The organism is Streptomyces sp. NBC_01445, assembly GCF_035918235.1.
Taxonomy (GTDB): domain Bacteria; phylum Actinomycetota; class Actinomycetes; order Streptomycetales; family Streptomycetaceae; genus Streptomyces.
In genome coordinates, this window is the sequence record NZ_CP109485.1 from 3,718,597 (window position 1) to 3,735,094 (window position 16,498).

At 71.8% G+C, this 16,498-nt stretch carries 12 protein-coding genes; 6 read left to right on the plus strand and 6 right to left on the minus strand.

Annotated features, from left to right (window positions below; genetic code table 11):
* Positions 1–15 precede the first annotated feature (15 nt).
* The 5 genes from OG574_RS16840 to OG574_RS16860 are packed head-to-tail and all read left to right on the plus strand — an operon-like array spanning position 16 to position 5,951.
* Positions 16–1,356, plus strand: a complete 1,341-nt coding sequence (locus tag OG574_RS16840) for a YhfT family protein (protein ID WP_326778515.1) — start codon at positions 16–18, stop codon at positions 1,354–1,356.
* Between the two features lie 38 nt (positions 1,357–1,394).
* A complete protein-coding gene (locus OG574_RS16845; protein WP_326773916.1) occupies positions 1,395–2,345 on the plus strand; it encodes a phosphotriesterase family protein in 951 nt (316 codons plus the stop codon).
* A 2-nt stretch (positions 2,346–2,347) separates the two neighbouring features.
* Positions 2,348–3,550 (plus strand): aminotransferase class V-fold PLP-dependent enzyme, encoded by a 1,203-nt coding sequence (locus OG574_RS16850; protein ID WP_326773917.1) that lies wholly within the window; start codon positions 2,348–2,350, stop codon positions 3,548–3,550.
* A gap of 2 nt (positions 3,551–3,552) precedes the next feature.
* Positions 3,553–4,716, plus strand: a complete 1,164-nt coding sequence (locus OG574_RS16855) for a YhfX family PLP-dependent enzyme (RefSeq protein WP_326773918.1) — start codon at positions 3,553–3,555, stop codon at positions 4,714–4,716.
* Positions 4,716–5,951: a phosphopentomutase gene (locus tag OG574_RS16860; protein ID WP_326773919.1), complete on the plus strand. Its 1,236-nt coding sequence runs from the start codon at positions 4,716–4,718 to the stop codon at positions 5,949–5,951. The genes OG574_RS16855 and OG574_RS16860 overlap by 1 nt, the downstream gene beginning before the upstream one ends.
* Before the next feature lie 66 nt (positions 5,952–6,017).
* Here OG574_RS16860 and ffh read toward each other — a convergent pair whose 3' ends face one another.
* The 5 genes from ffh to nsdA form a co-directional block, all read right to left on the minus strand.
* Positions 6,018–7,571 (minus strand): signal recognition particle protein, encoded by a 1,554-nt coding sequence (gene ffh / locus OG574_RS16865; protein ID WP_100595059.1) that lies wholly within the window; start codon positions 7,569–7,571, stop codon positions 6,018–6,020.
* 168 nt (positions 7,572–7,739) lie between these two features.
* Entirely contained in the window at positions 7,740–10,220 is a 2,481-nt protein-coding gene (locus OG574_RS16870) for a [protein-PII] uridylyltransferase (RefSeq protein WP_384259407.1), read from the minus strand.
* 30 nt (positions 10,221–10,250) lie between these two features.
* Positions 10,251–10,589, minus strand: coding sequence for a P-II family nitrogen regulator (locus OG574_RS16875; protein WP_100595057.1), 339 nt, complete (start codon positions 10,587–10,589; stop codon positions 10,251–10,253).
* A complete protein-coding gene (locus OG574_RS16880; protein ID WP_326773921.1) occupies positions 10,586–11,947 on the minus strand; it encodes an ammonium transporter in 1,362 nt (453 codons plus the stop codon). The genes OG574_RS16875 and OG574_RS16880 overlap by 4 nt, the downstream gene beginning before the upstream one ends.
* Before the next feature lie 303 nt (positions 11,948–12,250).
* A complete protein-coding gene (gene nsdA, locus OG574_RS16885; protein WP_326773922.1) occupies positions 12,251–13,723 on the minus strand; it encodes a transcriptional repressor NsdA in 1,473 nt (490 codons plus the stop codon).
* 468 nt (positions 13,724–14,191) lie between these two features.
* Between nsdA and OG574_RS16890 the strand changes: the two genes are divergently transcribed.
* Positions 14,192–14,869 carry a bifunctional DNA primase/polymerase gene (locus OG574_RS16890; RefSeq protein WP_326773923.1) on the plus strand — a complete coding sequence of 226 codons (678 nt, stop codon included), beginning with the start codon at positions 14,192–14,194 and terminating at the stop codon, positions 14,867–14,869.
* Between the two features lie 327 nt (positions 14,870–15,196).
* Here OG574_RS16890 and ftsY read toward each other — a convergent pair whose 3' ends face one another.
* Positions 15,197–16,411 carry a signal recognition particle-docking protein FtsY gene (gene ftsY, locus OG574_RS16895; RefSeq protein WP_326773924.1) on the minus strand — a complete coding sequence of 405 codons (1,215 nt, stop codon included), beginning with the start codon at positions 16,409–16,411 and terminating at the stop codon, positions 15,197–15,199.
* Between the last annotated feature and the right edge of the window lie 87 nt (positions 16,412–16,498).

The window sequence follows — 16,498 nt, forward strand, 5'->3', positions numbered from 1 at the left end:
GATCCCGTGAGCCCCGTGAACACCACACTCGCCGCCGGCGCGAACCTCGACTTCTCTCTGGCGCAGCAGTTGACCGTGATCGCGCTCTGCGCGCTGACCGCGTTCATCTCGCACATGGCACTGGCCGTCTTCAACGACGGTGTACGCCCGTTCATGCTGGACTTCATCCAGGGCCGGTCGACCCGCAGCGCCACCACCGCGGTCTCCTTCGGGCTCTCCGCCGGGTTCATCTTCGGGCTCGGCGCGCCGATGGCCCTGTCCACCGGGGTGCTCAACCCGTGGCTGCTGTTCCTGCCCACGGACATCCTCGGGCTGCTCGCGCCGAAGAAGTGGATCGCGCCGATCCTGGGCGGCGCTTGGGGCGCCGTCGTCGTGTTCGGTCTGAACGGCGCGAACAACGTGGCCCACGACCTGCCGGTCGACTTCCTGACGGCGATGCAGCAGATGTCGACGCCGATCCTGTTCCTGTTCACGCTGTTCCCGGTGCTGGCGATCACCAAGCAGTTCGGGCGCAAGTGGGGCGGCGTCGCGGGCGTCCTCGAACTGGCCCTGGTCGTGATGACCATGAAGATCTGGCCGAACATGTTCGCGGGCGCGCTCGCCATGGCAGTCGGTGTCCTGATGCTCATCGGCCTCGCCATCGCCAAGGACGTCCGGGCGCGCAAGGCCGAGCGGGCCGAGGGCGGCGGCGTCGAGGAAGTGGTCCTCGCGGACGACCCGATGGCGTCGCTGTTCAGCTCCAGCGCGGCGAGACTGCGCAAGTTCCTGCCGCTGTTCATGGTGCTCGGCGCGGGTGTCTGCGTGCTCGCACAGATGCACATATTCGGCGGTGGTGAGGCCACCAGCTTCCTGATCGCGAAGGGGCACTACAGCGAGGCCGCCCAGGTGGACTTCTACCGGGTGTTCGGCTTCATCCCGCTGATCGCGACGACCGCGCTCGCCTCGGGGGCGTACGGCATCGCGGGTTTCACGCTCGTCTACCCCATCGGCTATCTGCTGCCGAACCCGTTCCTCGCGGCCATCGTCGGCGCGGCCGTCTTCGCCGTCGAGGTGCTCGCCCTCTCCTACATCGGCAAGTTCCTCGGCAAGCTGCCGAGCGTGCGCGACTCGTCGGAGCACCTGCGCAGCGCCATCACCGACACGCTCCAGCTGGCGATCCTCTTCGGTTCCCTGATGGCCGCCAACGCCATGGGCGCCGGTCTCGGCATCCTCGTCGTCGGCGGGCTCTATCTGCTGAACGAGGCGATGGGCCGGCCGGTCGTACGGATGGCGGCCGCTCCCGCCGCGGTGATCGTCGGCGGCATCCTGCTCAACCTCCTGTACTGGCTCGACCTGTTCACCCCGATCAAGAGCTGAGGCCGGGTACGTACGCCAGGAAGGAAACCCCCCACACCATGCACACCCCGCCCCTCATCCACACCGTCACCGACCCGCTCCCCGCGGCCGCCGTACGTGGCCCGGCCCTGGCCCACGAGCATCTGGTGCTCGACCTCGACCGGCGCGGCGACGGCAGCGCGGTCCTCGACGCCGAGGCACACGGGCCGGCCGTCACGGCCGAACTGGCCGCCCTGCGCGAGGAGTTCGGCCTCGCCCTGGTGATCGAGCTGACCTGCCGCGGCATGGGGCGCGACCCGCGCGCCCTGGCCCGGATCTCCCGGGACGCGCAGGTCGCCGTCGTCGCGGCCACCGGCTGGTACTACGAGCCGTTCCACACGCCCGAGCTGGCCGGCGCGGAGGTCGGGCATCTGGCCGACACGCTGGTCCGCGAGATCGACGGCGGTCTCGGCGCAAGCGGCATCCGGCCGGGCGTGCTCGGCGAGGTCGGCAGCCACGGTGACGTGCCCAGCGAGCCGGAGTCGCGTGCGCTGCGGGCGGCGGCGCGGGCCGCCGTCGCCACCGGCCTGTCGGTCGCCACGCACGCGCAGCTCGGCCGCGGCGGGCTCGCCCAGCTGGAGCTGCTCACCGGCGAGGGCCTCGCCCCGCACCGGATCTCGGTCGGCCACCAGGACCTCCTCGACGATCCGGCCGTGCACAAGGAGCTGGCCGCGAGCGGCGCGTACGTCGCGTTCGACACGGTCGGCAAGGAGAGCTACCAGAGCGACGACATCCGGCTGCGGCTGCTGCTCGCCCTCCTGGAGGCCGGCTACGCCGACCGTGTCCTGCTCAGCTGCGACATCTCGCGCCACGGCTATCTGGAGCGCGAGGGCGGTCAGGGTTACGGGCATCTGTTCCGGTCGTTCCTGCCCCGCGCCCGTGCCGCGGGCGTGGACGACGGCCTGATGGACCTGATGACGCGCCGCAATCCGCTGCGCTTCCTGACCGGCGCGAGCGTGGAGGAGATCTGACGATGACGCCCACACACTCGGCCGCACCCGCGCTCCCCGAGACCTTTCCGCTCGCCACGATCCCGGTCGACGAGGCGATGGCCCGGCAGTTCCGGCTGATCGAGTGCACCGCCGCGCACTTCGCCGGCGAGGAGCTGTTCAGCGCCGACGCGGGCGTCGTGCCGGGGCTCGGCCGGCCCCGCACGACCGCCAAGGCCGAGGCGGTGCTCGCCGGCTTCTTCGGGGCCGAGGACGCCGCGTTCGTCCAGGGCGCGGGCACCGGAGCGATCCGTGCCGCGCTGAACGCCGCGGTGAGCGCGGGTGACCCGCTGCTGATCCACCGGGCGCCGGTGTACCGGACCACCGAGGTCACGCTGCGCGGCATCGGCGTACGCACCGAAGAGGTCGACTTCAACGACCTGGGCGCGCTGCGCGAGGCCCTCGCGTCGGGGCGCTTCCGGTGGGCGTACGTCCAGCACACCCGGCAGCGGCTCGGCGACTCGTACGACCCGGGCGAGGTGCTCGCCGCCTGCCGGGCGGCCGGAGTGCGCACCATCGTCGACGACAACTACGCCGTGCTGCGTGTGCCCGCGTCGGGCGTCGAACTCGGCGCGGACGCCTCCTGTTTCTCGCTGTTCAAACTGCACGGGCCCGAGGGCGTGGGCATCGTCGTCGGGGCGCGTGACCTTGTCGAGCGGGTCCGCGCGGACAACTACTCGGGCGGCGGTCAGGTCCAGGGTCATCAGGCGCTGGACGTGCTGCGCGCCCTGACGCACGTGCCGGTGATGTGGGCGGTGCAGTCGCGGGTGGGCGCCCAGGTCGCGGAGCGGCTCGCCGCCGGTGAGGTGCCCGGGGTCGCCGAGGTGCGGCTCGCGAACGCGCAGGACCGGTGCCTGCTGGTACGCCTGGACCGGCCCGTGGCGCGCCAACTCCCCGCTGTCGCCGCCCGGTTCGGCGCCGCGCCCTATCCCGTCGGCTCCAACTCCCGTTATGAGATCGCGCCGCTCTTCTACCGCATGTCCAGCTCGTCCCTCGACGACTCCCCCGGACTCGCGGACTGGACGGTGCGGATCAATCCGATGCGGGCGGGCGCCGACCTCGTGATCGACATCCTGCGCCGCTCCCTGGACGCGGTGCACAGCCACGAACTCGACGCGGCACAGAGCCACGGACTCGACGCAGTACAGAACCACAACGCAGTGCAGAACCACGCAAAGGACGACTGACCGTGTTCCTCGACAGCCTGCTCACCCGCAACCCCGAGCTCGTCGACGCCGCGGCCGACCTCCACCGGCGGGGCGCGATCCCGCCCGACACGTACGTCATGGATCTCGACGCGATCGAGTCGAACGCCGCGCTGCTCGCCGCCGAGGCGGACCGGCTCGGGCTCACCCTCTGGTTCGTCGTGAAGCAGCTCGGCCGCAACCCCGAGCTGATCAGGGCGATCGCCCGGCACATCCCGAAGTACGCGGCCATCGACGCGCAGGAGGCCCGCACCCTGCACGCGGCGGGCGCGCAGGCCGGAAACCTCGGCCACCTCGTGCAGATCCCGCGCCGCTCGCTCCCCGAGATGCTGGCCTGGCGCCCGGAGACCGTGACCGTCCTCGACATCGACAACGCCCGCGCGGTCTCGGACGCGGCGCGCGCGCAGGGCTTCGTCCAGGACGTCCTCGTACGCCTCGAAGGAGCGGAGGGTGCGGTCTATCCCGGGCAGGAGGGCGGCGTTCCGCTCGGCACGCTCGACGACTTCGCGGCGGCCGCCGAGGAGTTGCCCGGGGTGCGGATCGCGGGCGTCACCGCGTTCCCGTGCGTGCTGTGCGACCCGGCGACGGGCACGCCACGCCTCACCGACAACTTCGAACTGGCCTTCAAGGCAAGGGAGTTGCTCACCTCACGCGGGCACGAAGGCCTCAAGCTGAGCGCCCCGAGCGCCACCTCCATGGCCACCCTCCCGCTCCTCGCCGAGCACGGCGCGACCCACGGCGAGCCGGGCCACTCACTCACCGGCACCACGCCCCTGCATGCCCGCGACGCCGGCCAGCCCGAGCGGCCGGCGTACGTCTACGTCACCGAGGTCGCCCACACCCTCGCCGACGGCCGGCCCGCCGTGTTCGGCGGCGGTTTCTACCCCCGCGCGCACATCGGGTCCGCGCTGCTGCCCCGCACGGGCCGACGCCTTGCGGTGCAGGACGCGCCCGCGGAGAACATCGACTACTACCGGCTGCTCGACGCGCCCGACCCCGGCCGCGCGCCCACGGCGGGCGACACGGCGCTGCTCGCGTTCCGTACGCAGATCTTCGTGACCCGGTCGACGGTCGCGGTGGTGGCGGGCCTGTCGTCCGGTTCGCCGCGCCTGACCGGCCTGTACGACGCGCAAGGAAGGGCCCTGTGATGAGCAAGACCGTCATCGTCGTCGTCGACGGATTCGGTGTCGGCGCCATGCCGGACGCGGGGGCCCTGCGCCCCGGCGACCTGGCGGCGGACACCTGCGGGCATGTGCTCGACCGGTGCCGCGAGGCGTTCGGTCGCCCGCTGCGGCTGCCCGCGCTCGGTGCGCTCGGGCTCGGCCTGGTCCATCCGCACCCGGACCTCGCGCGGCGCGCCCAGCTGCCGGTCGCGGCGGGCCGGGCCGGGCTCGGCTACCCCGGCGCGGACACGTACGCGGGTCACCAGACGATGATGGGCGCCGACTTCAGCCGGGTGACGGTGGCCCGGCTCGGCGACCACCTCGACGAGGTGACGGCGGCCCTGGAGGCCGCGGGACACCGGGTCGAACTCCTCGGCGACAGACCCCTGTTGGTGGTCGACGGGGTTGTTCTCGTGCACGACAACCTGGAGGCCGACCCGGGTATCAACTGGAACGCCTCGGCCCGCCTCGACGATCTGGGCTTCGACGGGATCCTCTCCGTCGCGCGTACGGTGCGCGCGGTGGCGCCCGTCGCGCGGGTGATCGCGGTGGGCGGCCACGCGAGCGGACCGCTGCCCGATTTCGTACGCGAAGGGGACGGCGGAACGGTCGGCCTGGACACCCCGGCGAGCGGCTTCTACCGCAACGGTGGCCTTGAGGTGCGGCATCTCGGCGCGGGCCTCGACCACACGCGGCAACTCCCGGACCTGGCGGCGCGGGCCGGGATTCCCGTCACGCTCGTCGGGAAGGCCGCGGACATCCTGGCCTGCGACGACGCGGTGCGGCGCCCGGCGGTGCCGACCGCGGACGTGCTCGCGCACACGCTGGAAGCCGTCCGTGCGGGGGGCGACGCACTGGTCGTGGCCAATGTGCAGGAGAGCGATCTGGCCGGGCACCAGCAGGACGTGGAGCGTTACGGGCACGTCCTGGAGCAGGTCGACGCGGGGCTCGCGGCGCTCGTCTCCCTGCTCGACGCGGACGGCGACCGGCTGATCGTGACCGGCGACCACGGCAACGACCCGACGATCGGCCACGCTTTCCACACCCGGGAGTTCGTGCCGGTGCTCGTCCACCGCCCGGGTGCGGCAGGTGTCGAGCTGCTGCCGGACGCGGGCAGCCTGGCGGACGTGGGCGCGACGGCCGCGGCGGCGCTCGGCCTCGATCCGGCGGGGCTCGCGAACGGCACGGAGGTCAGTCGGACGGCGGCGCGGGCGGCCTGACCCGCCCATGCGTAAGGGGCGCCCGCAATGGCGGGCGCCCCTTACGCATGTCTACGAAGTGGCCGGTCAGCCCATGAACTTCTTGAACTCGTCGGGCAGTTCGAAGTTCTTGTCCTGCTCCCCGGCGGGCAGGCCGAACGCGTTCCCGCTCTGGCCGGCGGCCTCGCGGCGCGCGGCCTCTTCCTCTTCCTGCTGCTTGCGCTTCATCGGGTTGCCGGAGCGCTGCTTGCCCTTGGCCTGCTTCTGCTTCTTCTTCTGCCGGCCGGGGCCGCCGCCCATGCCCGGCATCCCGGGCATCCCCGGCATGCCGCCGCCCTGGGCCATGCGGGACATCATCTTGCGGGCCTCGAAGAACCGCTCGACGAGGTTCTTCACCGCGCTGACCTCGACGCCCGAACCACGGGCGATACGGGCACGGCGCGAGCCGTTGATGATCGTGGCGTCCGCGCGCTCGGCCGGGGTCATCGACTTGATGATGGCGGCCGTGCGGTCGACGTCGCGCTCGTCGAGGTTGTTGATCTGGTCCTTCATCTGCGCCATGCCGGGCAGCATCCCGAGCAGCTTGGAGATGGAGCCCATCTTCCTGACCTGCTCCATCTGGGCCAGGAAGTCGTCGAGCGTGAAGTCCTGGCCCTTCTTGGAGGCCAGCTTGGAGGCCATCTTCTCGGCCTCCTGCTGCGAGAAGGTCTGCTCGGCCTTCTCGATCAGCGTGAGCATGTCGCCCATGCCGAGGATGCGGGACGCCATGCGGTCCGGGTGGAACGCGTCGAAGTCGTCCAGCTTCTCGCCGTTCGAGGCGAACATGACCTGGCGGCCGGTGACGTGCGCGATCGACAGGGCGGCACCACCACGGGCGTCACCGTCGAGCTTGGAGAGCACCACGCCGTCGAAGCCGACGCCGTCACGGAAGGCCTCGGCGGTGTTGACCGCGTCCTGACCGATCATGGCGTCGACGACGAAGAGGACCTCGTCGGGCGAGACGGCGTCGCGGATGTCCGCGGCCTGCTGCATCAGCTCCTGGTCGATACCCAGGCGGCCGGCGGTGTCGACGATGACGACGTCGTACTGCTTCTGCCGGGCGAACTCGACGGAGTCCTTGGCGACCTGAACCGGGTCGCCCACGCCGTTGCCCGGCTCGGGGGCGTAGATGCCGACGCCGGCGCGCTCGGCGACGACGGACAGCTGGTTCACGGCGTTGGGGCGCTGGAGGTCACAGGCGACGAGCAGCGGCGCGTGGCCCTGCCCCTTCAGCCAGTGGCCGAGCTTTCCGGCGAGGGTCGTCTTACCGGCACCCTGGAGACCCGCGAGCATGATCACCGTGGGCGGGTTCTTGGCGAACCGCAGGCGCCGGGTCTCGCCGCCGAGGATGCCGATGAGCTCCTCGTTGACGATCTTGATGACCTGCTGGGCGGGGTTCAGCGCCTGGGAGACCTCCGCGCCGGCCGCACGCTCCTTGACCTGCTTGATGAAGGCGCGGACGACGGGCAGGGCCACGTCCGCTTCGAGCAGGGCGATACGGATCTCGCGCGCCGTGGCGTCGATGTCCGCCTCGCTGAGGCGCCCCTTGCCGCGGAGGTTCTTGAATGTCGCTGCGAGGCGGTCGGAAAGAGTGTCGAACACGGCGGTCGCGAATCCTCGGGTTGAAGGGCGGGCGGACAGGTCGTCCTCCAGGGTATCCGGAGGTGTCCAGTGGGGTCTCCACCCCATTCGTACGAAGCGCTCCCGAGGCCGTACGAAGCGCCCCGGAGAGACCGGCGCCACAAAAAGCCGGTCTCCCCGCAGGCCCCGCTACCCCCGCAGCGCCCCTTCCAGCGCGCCCGCCACAGCGGCCGCGTCCGCCGCGGGGAGCGGCGTTCCCTCGGCGCCCGTGACATAGAACGCGTCGACCGCGTTCGCCCCGAGGGTCGACACATGCGCGGAACGCACCCGTACGTCCGCCGTCTCGAGCGCCCGGCCGATGCGGTGCAGCAGGCCCGGTGCGTCCTGTGCCCGCACCTCGATCACCGTCGCGTGCCGCGAGGCGGCGGGGGCGACCGTCACCCGGGGCGGCGGCGCGACGGTGCCGCGCCGTCGCGGATAGGCGGCGTCCCGCTCGGCGAGCCGGGCGGCGATGTCCAGGGAGCCGTCGAGGGCCCGTACGAGATCCGCGCGCAGCCGTGCGGCCTGGGGCAGGGACCCGTACTCGGCGGCGACCCGCCAGTCGAGGAGCAGGACCGAGCCCGGCATCTGGGCGGGCAGGTCGAGGGCGCGCAGCTCCGCCGTGCGGACCGCGAGCCGGTGCATGGCGAGCACCCCGGCGACGGCGGGCAGCACACCGGGCTGGTCGGGGACGGCGATCAGCAGTTCGACGCCGAGGGGCTCCGGATCGGCGGGCGCGGCCTCGGTGCCCTCCGCGTCCCGGTCGGCGGGGGCCTCGGTCTGCGCGCGCAGGGACAGCACCGGGCCGCCCGTGCGGAAGGCCTCGACGGCCAGCCGCTCCTGTTCGGCGGTCGGCTCGGCCGCGGCGGGGCCGTCGCCGTCGTCGGGGTCCTCCCCCGCGAGGACGGCGGCGACCCGCTTGACCAGGTCGGTGACGAGCGACCCGCGCCACGCGGACCAGGCCGCGGGCCCGGTGGCGAGCGCATCCGCCTCCGTCAGGGCATGCAGCAGTTCGAGCGTCCCCACGGACCCGACCGCGTCCGCGACGGCCCGCACCGTCGCCGGGTCGTCCAGATCGCGCCGCGTCGCCGACTCGATGAGCAGCAGATGGTGGCGTACGAGGGTGGCGACGACGGCGACGTCCGCGCGGTCGAAGCCGATGCGCGCGGCCACGTCCTTCGCGATGATCTCGCCGGCCACGGAGTGGTCGCCGGGCCAGCCCTTGCCGATGTCGTGCAGGAGCGCGGCGACGAGCAGCAGGTCGGGGCGGCCGACGCGGCGCGTGAGTTCGGCGGCGCGCACGGCGGTCTCGACGAGGTGCCGGTCGACCGTCCAGGTGTGCACGGCGTTGCGCTGGGGCCTGCACCGCACCCGCTCCCAGTCGGGCAGCAGCCGCGTGATCAGGCCCTCGGCCTCCAGCGCCTCCCAGACCTCGACGGTCGGCCGGCCCGCGCCGAGCAGCGTCACGAGCTGCTCGCGGGCCTCGGCGGGCCACGGCGTGGGCAGCGGGCGCGCGGCGGCGGCCATCCTGCGGACGGCGTGCAGGGACAGCGGCAGGCCGGCCTGGGCGGCGGCCGCGGCGGCGCGCAGCGGCAGCACGGGGTCCCGCTCGGGCCTGGCCGCGCGGGCGAGGACCGCCTCGCCCTCCTGCTCGACGACGCCCTCGGCGAGCGGCGACCGCTCGGTGGCGGGCTTGCTCCCGCCGCCCAGCATGGCGCGCAGCCGCGGCCGCACGGCCCGCGACCTGAGCACGCGCCCCACCTCGCGCCAGGTGACGTCACTGGCGTACGACACGGTGCGCGCGGCCTCGTAGACCTGGCGGAGCAAGGTGTCGGCGTCGAGGAGGCCGAGTCCGGCGGCGACCTGGTCCTGTTCCTGGAGGGCGAGGCGGTCGGTGGCGCGGCCGGTGGCCAGGTGCAGGGCGTCCCGTACGTCGAGGAGTCTGCGCCGCGCGTCGGCGAGGCCCTCCCTTGGGGCGTCGGCGAGCCATGACGCGGCGACGGCGCGCAGCGCGGTGGCGTCCCTGAGGCCGCCCCTGGCCTCCTTGAGGTCGGGTTCGAGCAGGTACTGCAACTCGCCCTGGCGTTCGGCCCGTTCGTCGCACAGGTCGCGCAGTTCGGGCAGGCGTTTGGGCGCCTGGTTGCGCCAGTCGGCGAGGACGGCGGTGCGCATGCCCGCCGTCAGGCCGAGGTCGCCGGCGATGTGCCGGGCGTCGAGGAGTCCGAGCTGCACCTTGAGGTCCTCGCCCGCCGTCTTACGCGCCTCCGCCGGAGTACGGACGGAGTGGTCGAGGGCGAGCCCCAGGTCCCATACGGGGTACCAGACGCGGTCCGCGAGGGAGGCGATGGCGCCGGGGCCGGCGCTGCCGTCGTGCAGGAGCAGCAGGTCGAGGTCGCTGCGCGGGGAGAGCTCCCCGCGCCCGTAGCCGCCGACGGCGACGAGTGACACCCCTGTCAGCTCGCGCGCCCCGGCGGTGAACAGCTCGGCGAGCCAGTCGTCGGTCAGCCCGGCGAGGGCCGAACGGCGCGGCGGCCCGGACTGCGCCTCGTCCTGGAGGAGGCGCAGCCGGGCCGCCGCATAGCCGCTGGGTGCTGAATCGTTGTCGTCCGCTTTTCCGGTCTGCGCATCCACACTCGTCACCCAGCGACTCCTCTGTTGCGTTTACAGCGCGTCCGGCCCGCGCTCACCGGTGCGGACCCTGACGGCGGTCTCCACCGGGACGGCCCAGACCTTGCCGTCCCCGATCTTGCCGGTCCTGGCGGCCTTCACCACGACATCGATGAGCTGTTCGGCGTCGTCGTCCTCCACGAGGACCTCTATGCGGATCTTCGGTACGAGGTCGACGGTGTACTCGGCGCCGCGGTAGACCTCGGTGTGGCCGCGCTGGCGGCCGTATCCGCTGGCCTCGGTGACGGTCAGGCCCTGGATGCCGAAGGCCTGGAGGGCTTCCTTGATCTCGTCGAGCCGGTGTGGCTTGACGACCGCCGTGATGAGCTTCATGCGTCCACCTTCTTGATCTTCGCTGCCGACTCGTCGACGGGTCCGGGGCCCGGGCTCGGCGCGGCCGAGCGGAGAACCGTGCCGCCGCCCGCGCCGCTGAAGTCGTACGCGGTCTCGGCGTGCTCGACCTGGTCGATGCCGGAGACCTCGTCGTCCTCGCTGACCCGCATGCCGATCGTCTTGTCGATCAGGAAGGCGAGGATCGCGGAGACGACGAGCGAGTACGCGAGGACCGCGCCGACGCCCGCGAGCTGCTTCCACAGCTGGGTCAGGCCGCCGCCGTAGAACAGGCCCTGCGCGTCGGACTGGCCGCCGCCGGTGGCGAAGAAGCCGATGAGGAGCGAACCGATGACTCCGCCGACGAGGTGGACGCCGACGACGTCGAGCGAGTCGTCGTAGCCGAACCTGTACTTGAGACCGACGGCCATGGCGCACAGGACACCCGCGATGACACCGATGGCGATCGCACCGAGCGGCGAGCAGGAGCCGCCGGACGGGGTGATCGCGACGAGGCCCGCGACGGCGCCGGAGGCGGCGCCGAGGGTGGTGCACGCGCCGTGCCGGATCTTCTCGTAGATCAGCCAGGCGAGCATGGCAGCGGCGGTGGCGACCTGCGTGTTGACGAACATCAGCGCGCCGACACCGTCGTCGTTGCCGAGCCACGAGCCCGCGTTGAACCCGAACCAGCCGAACCACAGCAGACCGGCGCCGAGCATCACCAGCGGCAGCGAGTGGGGCCGCATCGGGTCCTTCTTGAAGCCGACGCGCTTGCCGATCACGAGGATCACACCGAGAGCGGCCGCACCCGCGTTGATGTGGACCGCGGTGCCGCCGGCGAAGTCGATGACCCCGAGGTCGAACGCCCAGCCACCGGTGCCCCAGACCCAGTGCGCGACGGGGAAGTACACGAGCGTCGCCCACAGGGTGATGAACAGCGCCCAGGCGCTGAACTTCACGCGGTCGGCGAGCGCGCCACTTATCAGGGCGGGCGTGATGATCGCGAACATCAGCTGGAACACGGCGAAGACGTAGATCGGGATGGTGTAGCCGTCCCACAGCTGCGTCAGGCCGATGCCGCTGAGCCCGACGTAGTCCGAGGACCAGCCGATCAGGCTGCCGTGGTCGGTGCCGAAGGCGGCGGAGAAGCCGTAGAGGACCCACAGGATCGTGACGATCCCGAGGCTGATGAAGCTCATCATCAGCATGTTCAGGGTGGACTTGACGCGGACCATGCCTCCGTAGAAGAAGGCGAGTCCCGGCGTCATGATCATCACCAGGGCGGAACAGATCAGCATGAACCCTGTATTGGCGGCAGACAGCGTGGGCGTGTCTGCGGCAAGCGTGATGCCTGGGGGCATCGGCGTCTCCTCGTCGTTGGTACGGCCCCGTGCGGGCGAAGCCTGTGCGGTCAAGAGGGGCGGGCCGGTTATGCGCCAAGAGAATGGTGCAGCGCCGTTTCCGTGGACGCCCCTCGATGTTTCGCCGCAGTGACGAAGAGGTCGTGCGTGTTACGCGTCAATGAACTGCCTGATACGGGGTGAGGCGATCGTTATCGTGACGCAACCAACAAAGACCGGCCGCGGCGGCCATCCGGTTGACCTGGCAATGGGGGAGCCGAGTCGGGCAGTCCGGGAGGGCCGGCCGCGGCCGGGGACAAGGGTTCAGACCGCTTCGACGGTCTCCGGAAGATGGATCGCGAGCTGGTCGGTGAGGTGCGCGACCTCGGCGACGTCCCCGAACTCACGGACCGCGGTGTCCACGGTCTTGCGGATACGGGTGTTGACCCGCTCGGAGCGCACCTTCTTGGCGATGATCATGGCCTGCTCGGCGAGCACCGTGGACTGCTCGGGCTCGCGCTGGAGCAGATGCACCGTGGCCATCCCGATGAGGTTCAGCGCGTACGACCGCTGGTGCTCGGAGTCCTTCTCGAAGAGCTCGACGGCGCGCCGCATGACGGGCTCGGACATGGAGGCGTACGTGGGGCTGCGGCCCGCCACATAGGCGAGGTCGCGGTACGAGTGGGAGTTCTCCCCGTGCAGCTCGGCCTCGGAGAAGAAGCGGATCCAGTCGGGGTCCGGGTCGTCCCAGTCGTCGGCGTCGTGGAAGGTCTCCTCGGCCATCCGGACGGCCCGCTTGCACTTGCCGGGCTGCCCGATATTCGCGTACGCGCGGGCCTCCATCGCATACAGCATGGCCTGCGTGCGCGGACTGGCGCAGTCGCGGCTGCCGTACTGCGCGAGATGGACGAGTTCCAGCGCGTCGTCGGGCCGGCCGAGGTGGATCATCTGCCGGCTCATGCTGGACAGGACGTACGAGCCGAGCGGCTTGTCGCCGGCCTCCTTGGCCGCGTGCAGGGCGAGGACGAAGTACTTCTGGGCGGTGGGCTGGAGGCCCACGTCGTAGCTCATCCAGCCCGCCAGCTCGGCCAGCTCGGCCGCGACTTTGAAGAGACGCTTCGTCGTGGCCGCCGGCTGGGGCTCCTGGAGCAGGTCGGTCACCTCGTGCAGCTGGCCGACGACGGCCTTGCGGCGCAGCCCGCCGCCGCACTGCGCGTCCCACTGCCGGAACATGACCGTCGTCGACTCCAGGAGGTCCAGCTCCGGCTTCGAGAGCCGGTTCCCGCGGCGCAGGGCCGCCGGGTCGGGCTCCACCGCCGGCGTCCCGGGCGTGGGCACGAGCCAGCGCTGCATGGGCTCGATGAGCGCGGGGCCCGCGGAGAGCGCGAGGGCGCTGCCGAGGAATCCGCGGCGCGCCAGCATCAGGTCGCTGCGGGAGAACTCACCGATCAGCGCCACCGTCTGCGGACCCGTCCATGGCAGGTCGACGCCGGACACGGAGGGCGACTGGTGCGCGGCGCGCAGGCCGAGGTCCTCGACCGCGACGACGCAGCCGAAGCGCTCGGAGAACAGCTCGGACAGGATCCGCGGGATCGGCTCGCGCGGGTTCTCGCCGTCGAGCCAGCGACGCACGCGCGAGGTGTCCGTGGAGATGTGATTGGCGCCCAACTGCCGCGCCCGGCGGTTCACTTGGCGCGCCAGCTCGCCCTTCGACCAGCCGCTGCGCAGGAACCACGAGCTCAGCAGCTCATTGGGGCGCTTCTCAGCGTTCGTCACGCTTCCGTCGCTGCCGCCCACTGGAACGCCCCCATCCCTGAAGCCACCTCTTCGCCACCCCGCTGCTGCGGGGTGCGATGTGCGTCAAGCCCTACCAGCATGCCGTCAACTGCGGCCGCCCGTCCGGTGGTTGTCACTCCTCGAACAGGAAACCGACTTGCCTCCGGCATACCCAAGAGTGCTCGCATCCCAGGGGCTTGTGTACTGAAAGTAATCCTACGATCACCCCTCCGGCCATGGCGAACCCGGAAACGCCACCATTCGCCACCCCTTCGAATGAACTAGGGGAGCGCGGCACACGATTCACTTGACATAGGACGGCCGAAAGTGGGCGGAGCGGTGTACGCCAGGGCGTGCGACACCGGGCGCACCACCCCCGAAGCTACCGAACGCCGCCCCGAGCCGGCGGTTCACGGCCCCACGGAAGCAGAGGGTCACGATCCGATTCCGTCTCGTAACCACCGGTGCGCAGGACCCGTTGGAGGGGGCATGGGCTTCACGATCGGCGGCAGCCGCGGGATTCTCGACATCCGGTCCGGTGCCCGGCGCCGCGGCCGCACTTCAGGCCGCGCGTCGGACTGCACCTCGGTGGCCGAGTTCACCGGGCTCTGGGGCTGGGACGCGGTGCCGGGGGCACGCGCCTCGGGCGGCGCCTGCTCGTGCGGCAAGGCGAACTGCATCCAACCCGGCGCCCACCCCATCGACCACGCGCCGATCGTCCCGGCGGGGGCCACGCTCGACGAAGTGACCGAGACCTGGGAGCAGTTCCCCGGTGCCGCGGTGATGCTGCCCGTCGGCCGCGCGTTCGACATCATCGACGTACCCGAGGCGGCCGGCCGTCGCGCACTCGCCCGCCTGGAGCGGATGGGCCTGCCGCTCGGCCCCGTGACGGCGACGCCCGAGGGACGCGCCCACTTCTTCGTCGCACCGGGCTCCGCCGCCGAACTCGGCTCGCTGCTCTACCGGATGGGCTGGGACGACGCGGCCCTCGACCTGCACGCGCTCGGCCCCGGCACCCACATCACCGCCCCGCCCTCCGACCGCGGCGGCCTCGGCCCGGTCCGGTGGCTGCGCGCCCCCGGACTCGACTCGGCGACCCAGCCCCCGCAGGCCCGCCTCGTCCTCGGCACCCTGGCGTACGTGGCCCATCGCTCCCCGGCGTCCTAGGGCCGGCCGTCAGATTCCCGTCGCCCGCACTGAGGGCGAGCCCGGCGGCGTCTGGTGCGTGCGATCGCAAGGCGCCGGAGAGTCCTCGATCAGGGTCTGCCCTGCCCGAGCGAAGCCGAGAGCTTGGCGAAGGAGCTGCCAGGGCTTTTCGGCAACACCGCATGGGGATCCCCCTGCTCGAGTGAAGCCGAGACCATGGGGGAGCACCTGCCGGACGCCGCCGGGCAGGCGGGAATGTGACGACAGGCCCCAGCGGCGGCCCACACACATGGAAGCGCCCGCTCCTCAAGGAGCGGGCGCTTCCATGTGCGAAGAGACGTCGTACGGCTACTCGCCGATCAGCGCGTCCACGAACGCCTCCGGCTCGAAGGGAGCCAGGTCGTCGGGGCCCTCGCCCAGGCCGATCAGCTTCACCGGCACGCCCAGCTCGCGCTGCACGGCGATGACGATGCCGCCCTTGGCCGTGCCGTCGAGCTTGGTGAGCACGATGCCGGTGATGTCCACCACCTCGGCGAAGACGCGGGCCTGGACCAGGCCGTTCTGCCCGGTCGTCGCGTCGAGGACGAGCAGGATCTCGTCGAGCGGGGCGTGCTTCTCGACGACGCGCTTGACCTTGCCGAGCTCGTCCATGAGGCCGGTCTTGGTGTGCAGGCGGCCCGCGGTGTCGATGAGGACGACGTCGGCGCCCTCCTCGATGCCCTCCTTGACGGCGTCGAACGCGATGGACGCGGGGTCGCCGCCCTCGGGGCCGCGCACGGTGCGGGCACCGACCCGCTCGCCCCAGGTCTGGAGCTGGTCGGCGGCGGCGGCGCGGAAGGTGTCGGCAGCACCGAGCACCACGTTCCTGCCGTCGGCCACCAGGACGCGGGCGAGCTTGCCGGTGGTGGTGGTCTTGCCGGTGCCGTTGACCCCGACGACCATCACGATGCCCGGGGTGTCGAGGTTCGAGTCGGTCTTGACCGAGCGGTCGAACTCCGGGACGAGGAGCTGGACCAGCTCCTCGCGCAGCAGCGCGCGCAGCTCGTCGGGCGTGCGGGTGCCGAGCACCTTGACGCGCTCGCGCAGCCGGTCGACGAGCTCCTGCGTGGGCTGCACACCGACGTCGGCGGTGAGCAGGGTGTCCTCGATCTCCTCCCAGGTGTCCTCGTCCAGGTGCTCGCGCGAGAGGAGCGTGAGCAGCCCCTTGCCGAGCGCGTTCTGCGAGCGGGAGAGCCGGGAGCGCAGACGCACGAGACGCCCCGCGGTCGGCTCCGGAACCTCGATCTCGGGCGCGGCCGGAGCCGGGGGCTCCTCCACCGCGATGGGCGCGGACGGCTCCGGCTCGACGAGCGGGAGGTCGACCTCCTCGATCGTGCGGCGAGGTCCGTCGCGCGGCGTCTCGGCCTCTTCGCCGACGTGCGGCTCGGCCGGAGGGGCGGTGATGTCGGGCACGGAGGGGGGCGGCGGGGGCAGCTGCTTCCTCCTGCGGCTGCCGACCACGAGCCCGCCGAGTGCGCCGATCACGACCACGGCGATGACTACAGCAAGGATGACGATTTCCATAACCCGTCCAGTATCAGCCATGGGCACCGGGGGCACCCTCCTTGTGGCTTCCTCCAAAGAACATAAGCCACTTGAGTGGATTACTCG

Bases quoted from the DNA above. Each gene is read 5' to 3' on its own strand.
- OG574_RS16845 (WP_326773916.1), top strand. From the start codon at position 1,395: ATGCACACCCCGCCCCTCATCCACACCGTCACCGACCCGCTCCCCGCG.
- OG574_RS16850 (WP_326773917.1), top strand. From the start codon at position 2,348: ATGACGCCCACACACTCGGCCGCACCCGCGCTCCCCGAGACCTTTCCG.
- OG574_RS16860 (WP_326773919.1), top strand. From the start codon at position 4,716: ATGAGCAAGACCGTCATCGTCGTCGTCGACGGATTCGGTGTCGGCGCC.
- OG574_RS16875 (WP_100595057.1), bottom strand. From the start codon at position 10,589: ATGAAGCTCATCACGGCGGTCGTCAAGCCACACCGGCTCGACGAGATC.
- OG574_RS16880 (WP_326773921.1), bottom strand. From the start codon at position 11,947: ATGCCCCCAGGCATCACGCTTGCCGCAGACACGCCCACGCTGTCTGCC.
- OG574_RS16890 (WP_326773923.1), top strand. From the start codon at position 14,192: ATGGGCTTCACGATCGGCGGCAGCCGCGGGATTCTCGACATCCGGTCC.
- ftsY (WP_326773924.1), bottom strand. From the start codon at position 16,411: ATGGAAATCGTCATCCTTGCTGTAGTCATCGCCGTGGTCGTGATCGGC.